The organism is Flavobacterium sp., assembly GCF_044341265.1.
Classification (GTDB): domain Bacteria; phylum Bacteroidota; class Bacteroidia; order Flavobacteriales; family Flavobacteriaceae; genus Flavobacterium.
The window spans coordinates 16667-30962 of the sequence record NZ_JBIISA010000013.1; the positions used below are offsets into that span (position 1 = coordinate 16667).

Annotated in this window: 13 protein-coding genes; 10 read left to right on the forward strand and 3 right to left on the reverse strand. The window is 30.3% G+C overall.

Annotated elements, in window-relative coordinates; genetic code table 11:
- The first annotated feature begins 105 nt into the window (after positions 1-105).
- The 3 genes from ACIQ06_RS08210 (at position 106) to ACIQ06_RS08220 (ending at position 4817) form a co-directional block, all read left to right on the forward strand.
- On the forward strand, positions 106-342 hold the full coding sequence (locus ACIQ06_RS08210) for a FeoA family protein (RefSeq protein WP_345091368.1): 237 nt from the start codon (positions 106-108) through the stop codon (positions 340-342).
- On the forward strand, positions 342-2447 hold the full coding sequence (gene feoB, locus ACIQ06_RS08215) for a ferrous iron transport protein B (RefSeq protein WP_396145315.1): 2106 nt from the start codon (positions 342-344) through the stop codon (positions 2445-2447). The genes ACIQ06_RS08210 and feoB overlap by 1 nt, the downstream gene beginning before the upstream one ends.
- A gap of 138 nt (positions 2448-2585) precedes the next feature.
- Positions 2586-4817, forward strand: coding sequence for a TonB-dependent receptor family protein (locus tag ACIQ06_RS08220; protein WP_396145317.1), 2232 nt, complete (start codon positions 2586-2588; stop codon positions 4815-4817).
- A gap of 127 nt (positions 4818-4944) precedes the next feature.
- Here the strand turns inward: ACIQ06_RS08220 and ACIQ06_RS08225 are convergent, their stop codons facing one another.
- Genes ACIQ06_RS08225 through ACIQ06_RS08235 form a run of 3 tightly spaced genes read right to left on the reverse strand, consistent with a single transcriptional unit; the run spans position 4945 to position 6813 of the window.
- Positions 4945-5334: a hypothetical protein gene (locus tag ACIQ06_RS08225; protein ID WP_396145319.1), complete on the reverse strand. Its 390-nt coding sequence runs from the start codon at positions 5332-5334 to the stop codon at positions 4945-4947.
- A gap of 11 nt (positions 5335-5345) precedes the next feature.
- The gene (locus ACIQ06_RS08230; protein WP_396145322.1) at positions 5346-6164 is read right to left on the reverse strand and encodes a ZIP family metal transporter; all 819 of its coding nucleotides are present in this window, start codon (positions 6162-6164) and stop codon (positions 5346-5348) included.
- A gap of 1 nt (position 6165) precedes the next feature.
- The gene (locus tag ACIQ06_RS08235; protein WP_396145324.1) at positions 6166-6813 is read right to left on the reverse strand and encodes a metal-dependent transcriptional regulator; all 648 of its coding nucleotides are present in this window, start codon (positions 6811-6813) and stop codon (positions 6166-6168) included.
- A gap of 90 nt (positions 6814-6903) precedes the next feature.
- Here ACIQ06_RS08235 and ACIQ06_RS08240 point away from each other — a divergent pair, with 90 nt between their 5' ends.
- The 7 genes from ACIQ06_RS08240 to ACIQ06_RS08270 all read left to right on the forward strand — a co-directional run bounded on the left by ACIQ06_RS08240 (position 6904) and on the right by ACIQ06_RS08270 (position 14279).
- On the forward strand, positions 6904-8946 hold the full coding sequence (locus ACIQ06_RS08240; RefSeq protein WP_396145326.1) for a TonB-dependent receptor plug domain-containing protein: 2043 nt from the start codon (positions 6904-6906) through the stop codon (positions 8944-8946).
- 46 nt (positions 8947-8992) lie between these two features.
- On the forward strand, positions 8993-10156 hold the full coding sequence (locus ACIQ06_RS08245) for a lycopene cyclase family protein (RefSeq protein WP_396145328.1): 1164 nt from the start codon (positions 8993-8995) through the stop codon (positions 10154-10156).
- Positions 10157-10203: 47 nt separating this feature from the next.
- Entirely contained in the window at positions 10204-11016 is an 813-nt protein-coding gene (locus ACIQ06_RS08250; protein WP_396145330.1) for an AraC family transcriptional regulator, read from the forward strand.
- 45 nt (positions 11017-11061) lie between these two features.
- A complete protein-coding gene (locus ACIQ06_RS08255; RefSeq protein ID WP_396145332.1) occupies positions 11062-12228 on the forward strand; it encodes a hypothetical protein in 1167 nt (388 codons plus the stop codon).
- A gap of 122 nt (positions 12229-12350) precedes the next feature.
- Complete coding sequence (locus ACIQ06_RS08260) at positions 12351-12875, forward strand: type II CAAX prenyl endopeptidase Rce1 family protein (protein WP_396145417.1); 525 nt, start codon at positions 12351-12353, stop codon at positions 12873-12875.
- A 70-nt stretch (positions 12876-12945) separates the two neighbouring features.
- The gene (locus ACIQ06_RS08265) at positions 12946-13743 is read left to right on the forward strand and encodes a tetratricopeptide repeat protein (protein WP_396145333.1); all 798 of its coding nucleotides are present in this window, start codon (positions 12946-12948) and stop codon (positions 13741-13743) included.
- A gap of 125 nt (positions 13744-13868) precedes the next feature.
- The gene (locus ACIQ06_RS08270; protein ID WP_396145335.1) at positions 13869-14279 is read left to right on the forward strand and encodes a BrxA/BrxB family bacilliredoxin; all 411 of its coding nucleotides are present in this window, start codon (positions 13869-13871) and stop codon (positions 14277-14279) included.
- Positions 14280-14296 lie beyond the last annotated feature (17 nt).

Consider the following 14296-nt stretch of genomic DNA (forward strand, 5'->3'; position numbering starts at 1 on the left):
CCTTTATCGTAAACAAGGTTAAATAAAATCTTAAACTTGACAATAATCATGTTTTTTACATTTCAAATTCTTACTTTTGTATTTTAATTCAATCTAAATAAAGCTTTGGAAACCACTATTGCTCATCTTAAAATTGGTCAAAAAGGAATTATATCCGATTTTAATATCGATGAAATTCCATTGAAACTCCTAGAAATGGGCTGTCTTCCTGGCAATACTGTTGAGTTAATTCAAATTGCACCTTTTGGTTGTCCGCTTTATTTTAATGTCAATGATTCTCATGTGGCTATTAGATTGGAAACTGCAAAAGAAATTAATGTGGTCATTGAATCTAAAAATTAATGGCACAAGAAAATATTAAAGTAGCATTAATTGGTAATCCAAACACTGGTAAAACATCTGTTTTTAATCAGCTAACTGGCTTGCACCAACAAGTTGGGAATTATCCTGGAATAACTGTTGAAAAGAAAATAGGAACGTGTAAACTTTCTGAAGATTTAAAAGCTACTATTTTAGATTTACCTGGAACTTATAGTTTAAATGCAAGCTCAATCGATGAAAATGTCGTAATTGAATTGCTAATGAACAAAAAAGATGAAAATTTTCCTGATGTCGTTGTCGTAGTTACAGAGGTTGAAAATCTTAAAAGAAATTTACTTCTTTTTACTCAAATAAAAGATTTAGAAATTCCAACGATTTTGGTCATCAACATGAGTGATCGAATGAAATTAAAAGGAATTGAATTAGATATTCCTCATTTAGAACAAGAATTAAAAACTAAAATTGCTCTTGTAAGTTCTAGAAAAAACTTAGGCATTGATAAAATCAAAAACTTAATTCTTAATTACAAATCACTTTCAACCGAGCCTTGCTTGAATGCTTCAAGTATTGATGCTGAATATTTTGACAAATTAAGAAAAGCTTTCCCAAATCAATTAGTTTACAAACTTTGGTTGGTCATTACTCAAGATGTAAATTTCCTAAATTTAGAGCGAAACGAAATGAAAAGTTCGTTTACAAAATCGCATGCCGATTTGAGACGACTACAACAAAAAGAAACCATAAAACGCTATCAATTCATCAATGATACTTTAAAAATTGGTCAAACCATTGACAATTCAAAAGCATCTGATATTAGAACTAAATTAGATAGAGTTTTAACTCACAAAATTTTTGGTTACCTCATCTTCTTTTTTATCTTATTTGGCATCTTTCAATCCATCTTTGATTGGTCAAGCATTCCAATGGATTTTATTGATAGTACATTTGCCAATTTGGCTTCTTATGCAAAAACCCATCTTCCTACAGGTGAATTTACAGATTTAATAAGCGAAGGAATTATTCCCGGAATTGGAGGAATACTGATCTTCATTCCACAAATTGCCTTTCTATTTCTGTTTATTTCTGTTTTAGAAGAAAGTGGTTACATGAGTCGTGTAGTTTTTTTAATGGATAAATTAATGCGTCGATATGGACTTTCTGGAAAAAGTGTTGTACCATTAATTTCAGGAACCGCTTGTGCAATTCCAGCAATCATGGGTGCAAGAAATATTGAAAATTGGAAAGAAAGATTAATCACAATTTTAGTTACACCTTTCATAACTTGTTCAGCAAGATTGCCTGTTTATGCTATTCTTATAGCTTTAATAATTCCTGAAGAACGCGTTTTAGGATTCATAAGTTTACAAGGTTTAACTTTAATGGTTTTGTATCTTTTGGGATTTGTTGTTGCTATTTTTTCAGCCTATATTTTGAACAAAATTCTGAAAATAAGTTCCAAATCTTACTTTGTGGTTGAAATGCCGAGTTATAAAATTCCTTTATTTAAGAACGTAGCCATAAATGTTTTAGAAAAAACTAAAGCGTTCGTTTTTGGAGCTGGAAAAATCATTTTAGCCTTATCAATTATTTTGTGGTTTTTGGGTTCGCATGGACCAGATAAAGATTTTAAAAATGCTCAAAAAATAGTAGAACAAGAAGTTTATTCGAGTCCGACACCAATAAATCCATCTGTAATTCCTGATAGAGTTTCCGAATATAAATTGGAACATTCCTATATTGGATACATTGGTAAATCTATTGAGCCTGTAATAAAACCATTAGGATACGATTGGAAAATTGGGATTGCTGTAGTAAGTTCTTTTGCTGCACGTGAGGTCTTCGTTGGAACACTTGCTACAATATACAGTGTAGGAAGTCATAGCGATGAAGAAGCAACCATAAAAAACAGAATGGAAGCCGAAATTAATCCTAATGGAACAAAAATTTTCAACTTTGCCACAGGAATTTCATTACTTCTTTTTTATGCTTTTGCAATGCAATGCGTAAGTACGTTAGCCATCGTTAAAAAAGAAACTAATTCGTGGAAATGGCCAATAATTCAATTGGTTTTCATGAGTGGATTTGCTTATGTAACTGCTTTAATTGCTTATCAATTTTTGAAGTAAAAAAAACAAATGTTAAAGTTTTTACGTAAATGACTGAAAACAAAACATAAAGAAATTCTCATTTTATTTTTATTATTTTTAATTTGTCTAAATAAGAATTAATTGATAATTTTGCTGTATAGAATTAATCTAAATAAAATGAAAACCTATTTTTCCGTCATTATCTCATTATTCGCTATTGCTATTCAAGCTCAAGAAAATGATTTAGCCTCAAATGACACAATAAAAAGACTGCAACCAGTTATAATTACTATTAAACAACAAAGCCCAGAAAGAATGCCAGAAACTAAGGAAAATGTTCTTTTTTCTGGTAAAAAAAATGAAGTCCTAAAACTTTCTAATATCAATGGTAACTTTGCTACAAACAATGCAAGAGAAATTTTTTCAAGAGTTCCTGGAGTAACCGTTTGGGAAAACGAAGGTTCAGGAATACAAATAAATGTTGGCGTTAGAGGATTAAGTCCAAACAGAAGTTGGGAATTAAACACTAGACAAAACGGATATGATATTTCATCTGATGTCTTTGGATATCCAGAAGCTTATTACAATCCACCATTAGAAGCTGTTGAAACGCTAGAATTAATTCGTGGAGGTTCTTCTTTACAATTCGGACCTCAATTTGGTGGAATGTTAAACTACGTTCTTAAAAGAGAAAATAAAAAGAAATTTTCATTTGAAACCCAAAACACTGTTGGAAGCTATGGATTAATGAGTAGTTACAATGCAATTGGTGGAAAATACAAGAAATTTTCATACTACATTTACAATCATTCAAGAAGTGGTGACGGATGGAGAGAAAACTCGGAATATACTGTTAGAAACACACACGCTTTTATTGAATACCGATTTAATGAAAAAACAAAACTGTCAGCAGAATATACCAATATGGATTATAAAATGCAACAAGCCGGAGGTTTAACTGACGAACAGTTTAATTCAAATTCTCAACAATCATTAAGAGAACGCAACTGGTTTGGAACTCCATGGAATTTGTTTTCAATCAATTTTGACACTAAAGTCAATGATAAATTTTCATCTAATACTAAATTATTCGGATTAATTGGAGAGCGAAATAGTGTTGGATTTACAGCAACGCCAAATACTATTGACGCTATAAGTACAACTACAAATAATTATTCGAACAGAAGAGTTGATAGAGATTATTACAAAAATTTTGGTGTTGAAAACAGAAATATTTATAAATACAAACTAGGTAAAATCAGTAATAATCTTGCATTCGGAGCACGAATTTACAAAGCAAATACACAACGATTACAAGAAGGAAAAGGAACTACAGGTTCAAATTTTGATTTGTCTGTTGAAGGACGATATGCACGAGACATCGATTTTACTACAGAAAATGTAGCTGTATTTGCAGAAAATCAATTCAAAGTAACCGAAAAACTTAGTGTTACACCAGGAATTCGCTATGAATACATTAAAAATACTGGTGAAGGTAGATTTGGAGTTAACGGCGGAAATAATATTGCATTTCCAAATAAAACCATCTCACGAAGCAAGCCATTATTCGGATTGGGAATTGAGCATAAGTTTGTATCAACCAATTTGTATGCAAATATTACACAAGCCTACAGACCTGTTTTGTTCTCAGATTTAACTCCGCCTGCAGTAACAGATGTAATAGATACAAATTTAAGAGATGCAAGCGGATTCAATGCTGATTTAGGTTTTAGAGGTACTTATAGAAAATTCTTAAACTTTGATGTGAGTTTGTTTTATTTAAGTTACAACAACAGAATTGGTGGCGTTAGACAATTCATCAATAATGATCCAACTCAAGGAACTTTTATATTTAGAACAAATTTAGGTGAAACCGTTAATAAAGGAATTGAAGGATTTGCAAACCTTAATGTTACTAAACTATTTGAAATAGATAAACCATACGGTAATCTTGATATTTTTGCAACAGTTAGTTTTATCGACAGTCGCTATACTGATTTTGTTGTATCTACTGCATCAGGGACCGCTCCAAATGTTACCATCAATGAAACCAATTTAAATGGAAACAGAGTTGAAAATGCACCAAGATATATTCATAACTTTGGGGTTTCTTGGAGTAACAATAATATATCTGCAACAGCACAATATAAAATGTCTGGAAGAATTTTTACTGATGCAAACAATACAACAACAGCATCAGCTAATGGATTGACTGGATTGTTAGATAAATATAATGTTTTAGATTTATCCGCAGAATATAAATTTTTAGAAAATTACAATATTCGTGGCGGAATTAATAATCTATTTAATGAAAACTACGCTACTAGAAGAGCTGGTGGTTATCCTGGACCTGGAATATTACCTGGTGAAGGCAGAACCTTTTACCTATCAATTGGCGCTAAGCTTTAATAATAAATAAAATGATACAAACGGTTTTAGTATATATAGCACTTGCAATAGCGGTATTTTTTTTACTAAAACCGTTATTTTCTAAAAAGAAAAAAAACAACTGTGGTGATGATAATTGTGGTTGCAACTAATCCTGGAAAACAACCTCAATAAATTTGTTTTTTTCCTTAACAACAATTCCTTCTTTTGGATAAGGTACAACTCGAACATGTTTTATTTTCTTAGAATAATAATTTTCAAACCATTTAATATTTTCTTCAAGGTTTTTTGAATTCAAAACAATGGTTTTTTCTTCTAGTAATTGTTTGTCATTATAAAGTGCTAAAACAACCGAAACTTCTCCTGCCCAAACACAAGTCACGCCTTCTGGACAACGAGAATCATTCAAAACTTTAATCAACTTTAAATGATAACCTTTTTTCGGAATACATTTTTTAGTTGTTATTTTATTAGATTGCTGCGAAAAACTAGCAATACTAAAAGACAATAAGAGAAAGAATACAATTTTTTTCATCATATAGATTCATTTTATCCAAGTGCAACATCCAAAGTCATCATCACAATAAATCCGCCAATTAATCCTAAAGTAGCAATATCTGTATTCTTATCCTGTTGCGTTTCTGGAATTACTTCTTCAACAACTACAAATATCATCGCTCCAGCTGCAAATGCTAATGCATAAGGCAAAAGCGGTGTAAAAAAAGTAACTGCAACGGCTCCTAAAACCCCTGCAACTGGTTCTACTAAAGCAGATGATTGTCCGTACATGAAACTTTTCCAACGGCTCATTCCCATTCTGCGTAACGGCATTGAAACAGCAATTCCTTCTGGAAAATTCTGAATACCAATTCCAATGGCAAGTGTTACAGCTCCAGCAATTGATGCTTCTGGAATTCCAGCTGCAACTCCGCCAAATAAAACTCCAACGGCTAAACCTTCAGGAATGTTGTGTAATGTTATAGCTAAAACCAACAAAGTAGTTCGTTGCCAAGGTGATTTTACACCTTCAGTTTCTTGAAAATTAATGTGTAAATGTGGAAGTAGTTTATCTAATCCAAAAATAAAAAGTGCTCCTAAAGCAAATCCTACCGCAGCAGGAATTACTTTGATAAAACCTTCGCCTTTACTCATTTCAATGGCTGGTGCAAGCAAACTCCAAAAACTTGCCGCTATCATAACACCTCCTGTAAAACCTAACATACCGTCAAGAACTACTCGATTCATATTCTTAAAAAAGAATACGAATGAGGCTCCAAATGCTGTTAAAAACCAAGTAAAAAATGTGGCATACAAAGCCGCTAAAATTGGGTCAATACTTTCGAAATAATCTAAAATTGTTTGAAACATATTATTTTACGTATAAATTATTAGCAATTTTATTTGATATCGTTAATTCTCTTGAATCAATCTGAACTAGTAAAGTATCATCAAAACTTTCTTTCTCTTTAACAGTGATTTTTGAACCTAATGCAATTTTTTGCTTATCTAAATACTGTAAAAATTCTGATGAAGAATCTTTAACTCCAACACATTGATATTCTTTATTTAACTCAGTTTCGGATAATAATAATTTGTTGATTTTTTTAATCTCACCATCAGCATTCGGAATTGGATCGCCATGTGGGTCAAAAGATGGAAAATCTAAAAACTCGTCTAATTTATTTATCAAATTTTCCGATTTTATATGTTCTAATTCTTCTGCGATTTCGTGAACCTCATCCCAAGAAAAATTAAGTTTATCTACCAAAAAAACTTCCCACAAACGATGCTTTCTTACAATCATTTTGGCAGAATAAAAGCCTTTATCAGTCAAAGTAACACCTTGGTATTTTTGATAAGCAACCAATTCTTTTTCAGATAATTTCTTCAACATATCAGTTACAGATGATGCTTTGGTATCTAGCATTCCTGCAATAGCATTAGTGTTCACTCCTTTTGGAGAAACTAATGATAAATGGTAAATTACTTTAATATAGTTTTCTTCAGAAATTGTCATTGTGAAAATTTATTTAAGACAAATATAGAATTTTATTTTTTGTTTTACTAAATATTATTTTTAGTTTTGTCTAAATTTTTATTTTTACAAATGAAAAAACTTTTAACAACTTTATTGCTTTTACCATTTCTAGTCCTTTCACAGCAAAATGACACAATAACAAAAGAGATTCCAAATCAACTTGACGAAATAGTTATTTCTGGTACTTTAAAAGCGGTAAAACGATTGGAAAATCCAGTTCCGGTTGAAGTCATCACGACAACTTTTTTAAAACAAAATCCAACGAGTAATGTTTTAGAAGCTTTACAAAACGTAAACGGTCTACGCCCACAAAACAATTGCAATGTATGCGGTACTGGCGACATCCGAATCAATGGCCTAGATGGTCCATACACAATGGTAACTATAGACGGAATGCCTATAGTAAGTGCACTTGGAACGGTCTATGGTTTATCTGGAATTCCCAATTCCATGATTGAAAGAATTGAAGTAGTTAAAGGCGCAGCATCAACACTATATGGCAGTGAAGCTGTTGGAGGCTTAATCAACATTATTACAAAAAAAGCGAGAACCGTTCCTCTTTTTACTGCTGATGTATTTTCAACTTCATGGCTCGAAAATAATGTTGACATGGGTTACAAGGCAACTATTGGAAAAAAAGTAGATGCACTTTTTGGGGTCAATTATTTCTCTTATAATAACCCTATAGACAATAACAACGATAATTTTACAGACATTGCGCTACAAGACCGTGTTTCCTTTTTTAGTAAATGGACTATCAATCGAAAATCTAGAAAAGAATTTAACATCGTTTCACGCTATTTATATGAAGATCGTTGGGGTGGCGAAATGCAATGGAATAAGAATTTTCGTGGTGGAAGCGAAATTTATGGTGAAAGTATATATACTTCACGTTGGGAACTTTTAGGAAAATATCAATTGCCGACAGCTGAAAAAATGTATCTACAGTTTTCATTAATTAGTCATGATCAAAATTCGGTTTACGGTAATTCTTCTTTCATAGCCAATCAGAAAATTGGTTTCGGACAATTCCTTTGGGACAAGAACCTAAAAAATCATTCACTTCTTTTCGGAAGTGCTTTTCGTTATCAGTTTTATAATGACAATACGCCAGCAACAGCAACTTCTGACCATTCAAAAATCTACAGTCTTTTTGTGCAAGACGATATAAAATTTTCTGAAAAAACAGGTCTTCTCTTAGGTTCACGTTACGATTATAACTCGGCTCATGGTTCTATTTTTACTCCAAGAGTCGCTCTTAAATGGAAACCTACCCAAGATGATATTTTACGATTAAATTTTGGAACGGGTTTCAGAGTTGTTAATTTATTTACAGAAGACCATCAAGCGCTTTCAGGTGCAAGAGAAGTGGTTTTGGTTGACAATTTAGAACCAGAAACATCTTATAATGTCAATTTAAATTATTTAAAAAAATATAAATTGGAGAATTTAGGAGTTTTAAATTTAGAAATGTCATCATGGTATACCTATTTTACAAATCGGATATTTGCTAATTATGACCTAAACCCTAATCAAATTGTTTATGATAATTTGAATGGATATTCCAAGATATTTGGATTGAGTGCCAATGCTGATTGGATAACGCCATTTGGTCTAAAAGCAACTGTTGGAGCAAGCTATTTTGATCCTATTACGCAACAAGATGGTGTTAGTTTTGTTCCTTTGTTTACCGAAAAATATTCGTTGAATTGGGCAATTAATTATGAGATTCCAAAATGGCATCTTTCCTTTGATTACACAGGAAATCTTACTGGTTCGATGCGATTACCATTGCTAAGCGAACTTGACCCAAGACGTGAATATTCGCAACCATTTAGTATTCAAAACATACAATTTACCTATAAAAAGTTCCATAATTTAGAAATCTATTCAGGCATAAAAAATCTTTTTAATTGGACACCCAATCGCGGAAATCCTTTTTTAATTGCGAGAGCCAATGACCCATTTGACCAAAATGTACAATTTAACAGTAATGGAAACGCAATTCCAACGGCTGATAATCCTTATGGTTTAACATTTGACCCAACCTATGCTTATGGACCAAATCAAGGAATTCGATTTTTTCTGGGCTTGCGATATCATATTGATTAACATTTGTTTTGGATAAAAGTAATTTAATATTTTTTACTTTTGAGGCATGCAACACTATCACTACATTTTCACTGGGTCAGGATTATCGGCTTTAATGACGGTTTATGAAATGATTTTATCTGGAAAATTTAATGATAAAACCATTTTGTTATTAGATGAAAATCCAAAAAAGTCTAATGATAGAACCTGGTGTTTTTGGGATAATTCTACTCAATTTGATGAAATTGTATCCAAAAAATGGAATGTTGCTCTTTTTGCAGATGAAAACTTCCGAAGAAATTTAGATTTGAATCCGTATCAATATAAAATGGTTCGCGGACTGGATTTTTACAATCTGGTTTTCGATTTAATTTCTAAACAAGAGAACGTTCATTTTGCAAACCAAAAAGTTATTGATTTTGAAGAATTAGGAAATCATTGTATTGTAAAAGCAGATACTCAGAATTACACTTGCAACAAGATTTTTAATTCTATTTACAACCCAAATCTTGTAAAAAGTCAATCGAAATATCCTTTACTACAACAACATTTTATTGGTTGGTTTATAAAATCAAAAGAAGAAGTTTTCAATCCTAATGTGACAACTTTCATGGATTTTTCTGTAGAACAAAGAGGAAATACAAGATTTATGTACGTTCTTCCAACGTCTTCAACAGAAGCTTTATTAGAATATACTTTGTTTTCAAAAGATTTATTATCAAAGGAAGAATACGAAAACGAGATTCAAGATTACATCAAAAAATTAGGAATTTCAGAATACGAAATCGTCGAAAAAGAACAAGGAAACATTCCGATGACTTCTTATAAATTTTGGAAACACAACACCAAAAATATCATAAATATTGGTTCTGTTGGCGGATGGACAAAAGCAAGTACAGGTTATACTTTTAAAAACACAACCAAAAAATCAAAAGAATTAGTTGAACTCTTATCGAAAGAAACTGATACTTCGGCTTCGCTCAGCACAAACTTCAGAAAATTTCATAAAATGGATAAATTTTGGTTCTATGATTTGTTGTTTTTAGATGTTTTATTCAGACGAAATGATTTAGGTTCCAAAGTGTTTTCTGCCTTATTCAAAAAAGGAAATCCAACATTAATTTTCAAATTTCTAGACGAAGAAACTACGTTTTGGGAAGACTTTCAAGTCATTTGGAAATGCCCAAAAGGTTTGTTTGTTAACGCGTTGTTAATGCGGATTTTTAAATAATAATTTTATATACATTCGTAAAATATTGACTTATCAGCAACTATTTTATGTATATAAAAACCAATCGATACCAACAATTTGATTCTATTGAAATCAAAGAATCATTATTTAAAAAATTTGACTTACCCAACCATTTTCATGAAACATATTGTATTGGTTTACTAAGCAATGGAATTAAGAAAAGTGTAATCGAAGAAACGCCTCAATTAATTCATTCTAATAGTGTTAGCATTATAAATCCATATCAAATTCACTCAGACAAAAACATTGACAACGAGGATTGTTTATATAAAATGATTTATCAAAATCAAGATGTTTTGAAATATTTCACAAAAAAAATCATTGGAAAAAATTCTGAAAACCTTCAATTTACAAATGAATTAATTACAGATAAAACAGTAATTACATCAATTTTGGAGTTTTTTAATGACATGAATAATGAAAATCTCCTTGAAAACAAATTGAAAAATTTAATAGAAACTTTAATAATTCGTGGTTTTTCAAAAGAAACTTGCATCATTCACAAAGAGAATAAACATGCAATAGATGATAGCATTAATAAAGCTCGACTGAATTTTGCAGATAAAATTGATATACAAAAAATGGCTTTTGAAAGTAAGTTGAGTAAATTTCAATTCATTCGTTACTTTAAGAAAAAAACCGGACTAACACCTGCTTCCTATATTTTATTAAATCGTATTAATAGTGCAAAAACTTTATTAGAAAAAGGTTTCCCAATTGGCGAAATTGCTCTTGATGTTGGTTTTTATGACCATGCTCAATTTTGTAAATTCTTTAAATATTACACCAATATTTCACCATCAGAATATAAACGCAATTGCAATATTATACAAGCATAAGAAAAAAACCTGTTTTAAATTTGTTGCAACTAAAAAACATAAAAAATGAAAAATCTTTTCACAATTCTATTCGCTTTTTTATCTTTCTCGAGTTTTTCGCAAAATAATCCTCTTATTATTTCTAAAGTGATTGCAATGCCAAAAGATAGTCTTGAAAGTAAAAAATTAATTTTATCACTAAACAATTTATTAACTGCAAAAGAAAAGTCAAACGAAGAAAATAACTTTGTTTGGAAAAATGAAAATGTAGAAACCTATATTTTACTTGATGAAATGAAAGGTGTTGAAAAAAGCGGAAAAAACAAAGATGACTTTTTCTTCAAACCTTATTTGACAAATATTGTGAAATTAAATGATTTAGAATATTACATTCAACTTTCTTACATAGGAATGAACGAAAATGTACAAATGCTGCGAGCAAGTTTTGAATTAATCGCTCATAAAGAAAATGATGATTTTAAGTTTTCTTCAAGCTTATTAAGAAATACTTCAAGTTGGGAAACAATGAAAGTTAATAATTGCATTTTTCATTATAAAAGCACAATAAATACTGCGACAGCAAAAAATTACGGAAAAGCCGTAGCTGCTTTTGATAAAAAACTAAATGCCAAAAACCAGCAAACAGATATTTATTTATGCTCAGATTTACCTGAATTATTAAAAATTATTGGCACTGAATATAAACTAGATTATAATAGCAGATTGACAAGTACTTTTAGTTCAAAATCGGATAATCGTTTGCTTATTGTAAAAGGCGATAATGATACTAAATTTGATAATTTTGACCTTCACGATTTATGGCACGAAAGATTGAAAAATGTAGTTTCATCAAAAATTATTAATAAACCAGTTGATGAAGGTTGTGCTTATTTATATGGTGGAAGTTGGGGAATAAGTTGGAAAACTATTTTTAAAACATTTAAAGAAAAAGTTGCCAATGACAAACAAAAAAATTGGTTAGAAAATTATGGCAAGTTTGATAATTTTGGAGAAACAAAAGAAACGCATTTAATGGCAGAATATGTAATAAACGCATTAATTGTTCAAAAAATTGAGAAAGAAAAAGGGTTTGCAGGTGTTTTAGAATTTGTTAGTTGTGGTAAATACAATAAGGAAAATGATAACTATTTTCAATCGTTAGAAAAACTTACAGGAATTACCAAAACTAACTTTAATGAAAAAGTTTGGGAATTAATTAACGCTGAAAAATAAAATTGAAAAAGCACTTAATAAAAACTTTAAAGTTTGTGTTTATTTGTGCAATTGGTCTAATTGTAGCAGAAATTTCACACAAATATATCATAAATAATTTAAGTACAATTGGAATTAATTCTGTGAAAATTGGGAATGTTGTAACTGATGAAAGTGCAACTTCTTATAAAATTATTTTAATCTTTTTTACTTCTATTGTTGAAGAATTTTTATATAGATATGGATTAGTATTTTCAAAAAACAAAACCAGTCTATTGCTATTGGGTTGGTTTTATACTTTGTATATATTTATAAAACCAAAAGAAATCGACATTAATAACCCTAAACATTTACTTTTATTTATTATTTTTTTTGTATCTCTTTTTTTTATATTCCGTTTTTTTGTTGGCAAAAATTCCAATTTTTTTTCATCTCTATATCAAAGAAAATTTAACTACATATTTGCTTTATCTGTGATGCTATTTGCTTATAGTCATCTAACTCTTTATAGTAATTATAAAGATTTGACAACTATTTTATTTAGTCCAATTATCCTATTAACATATTTTATTGCAGGAATATTATACGGATTAATAAGAATTAGATTTGGTTTTGTTTGGTGTTGCATAGCTCACATAATTTGGAACACAATATCAGTATTGTGTTAAAAATTTAAAACCTTAATTTTTCTATAAGACTTTAACAAAACCTGGTATAACCATCAAAATTTAAATAAAGATGAAGAAAATCATTTTACTAGTTACTCTCTTTTCATTTTCAATTTCATTTGCTCAAGAAGGTAAAAATGCAGCGCAGGAAAAAATTATTGAAGAATTTCTAACCAATTGTGCGCAACGATACAATTTCAATGCAAGAATGTCAGATTGGCAAAATTGTTTAGATAATGGATTAGCAAAAGACAGCACAATTGCCTACTTATGGCAACAAAAAGCGATGCCCTATTTTAAAGCAAGAAAATATGAAATTGGAATGCCATTTCTTGACAAAGCTGTAAAATATAACGCAGAACGATGGCAACCTTATCGTGGTTTTATGAAATGTATTTTCTCGAAATCTTATAAAAATGCCATTGAAGATTTAGAAGATTGTAAGAAAAAATTTGGTAATGGTTATGTTATGGATCATACATATGATTTTTATATTGCTATTTCCTATTTACAATTGAACGAATTTGAAAAAGCAGAGAAAATTCTTCAAAATTATGTTGATGAAATTTATAAAAATCGCGATAAACTTGAACATCCAACAGCATACTTTTATTTAGGAATTTCAAAATTTGAATTAAAAAAGTTTGATGAAGCCATTGCTGTTTTTGACAAAGCTCTGAAAGTTTATCCTAATTTTTCTGATGTAAAATTTTATAAAGCAATATGTTTAGTTCGAAAAGACAAAATAGAAGAAGTAAAAACACTATTAAAAGAATCGGAAGAAGATTATAAAATTGGTTATAAATTGAATGAAGATAATACCATATATGAAACTTATCCTTATCAGAAAAAATGGGACAACCAATAACATCTATCAAACGATAACAAATCTTTATGATTAGAATCATTCTAAAAACGAGAATTCTATTTATCTTTGCATATGATTTTAAAAATCATAATTCAAAAATCGTTAATCTTAAATCATAAATAATTATGTATCCAGAAGAAATGGTAAAACCAATGCGAGCAGAACTTTCTGAAGCAGGTTTTCAAGATTTATACAGTGCAGAAGAAGTAAAAAATGCAATTAAAACGGAAGGCACAACATTAGTAGTTGTTAACTCAGTTTGTGGTTGTGCTGCAAGAAACGCTCGTCCAGGAGCAAAAATGAGTTTGGACGGAGCAAAAAAACCAGATCATTTAGTAACGGTTTTCGCAGGTGTAGATAGAGAAGCAGTTGATGCTGCAAGAGAAGAAATGTTTCCTTTTCCTCCATCGTCACCAAGTATGGCTTTGTTCAAAAATGGTGAACTAGTTCACATGTTAGAACGTCACCACATCGAAGGTCGTCCTGCAGAAATGATTGCAGAAAACTTGAAAGACGCTTACGCAGAATTCTGTTAAGCTTGCCACAAAGACGC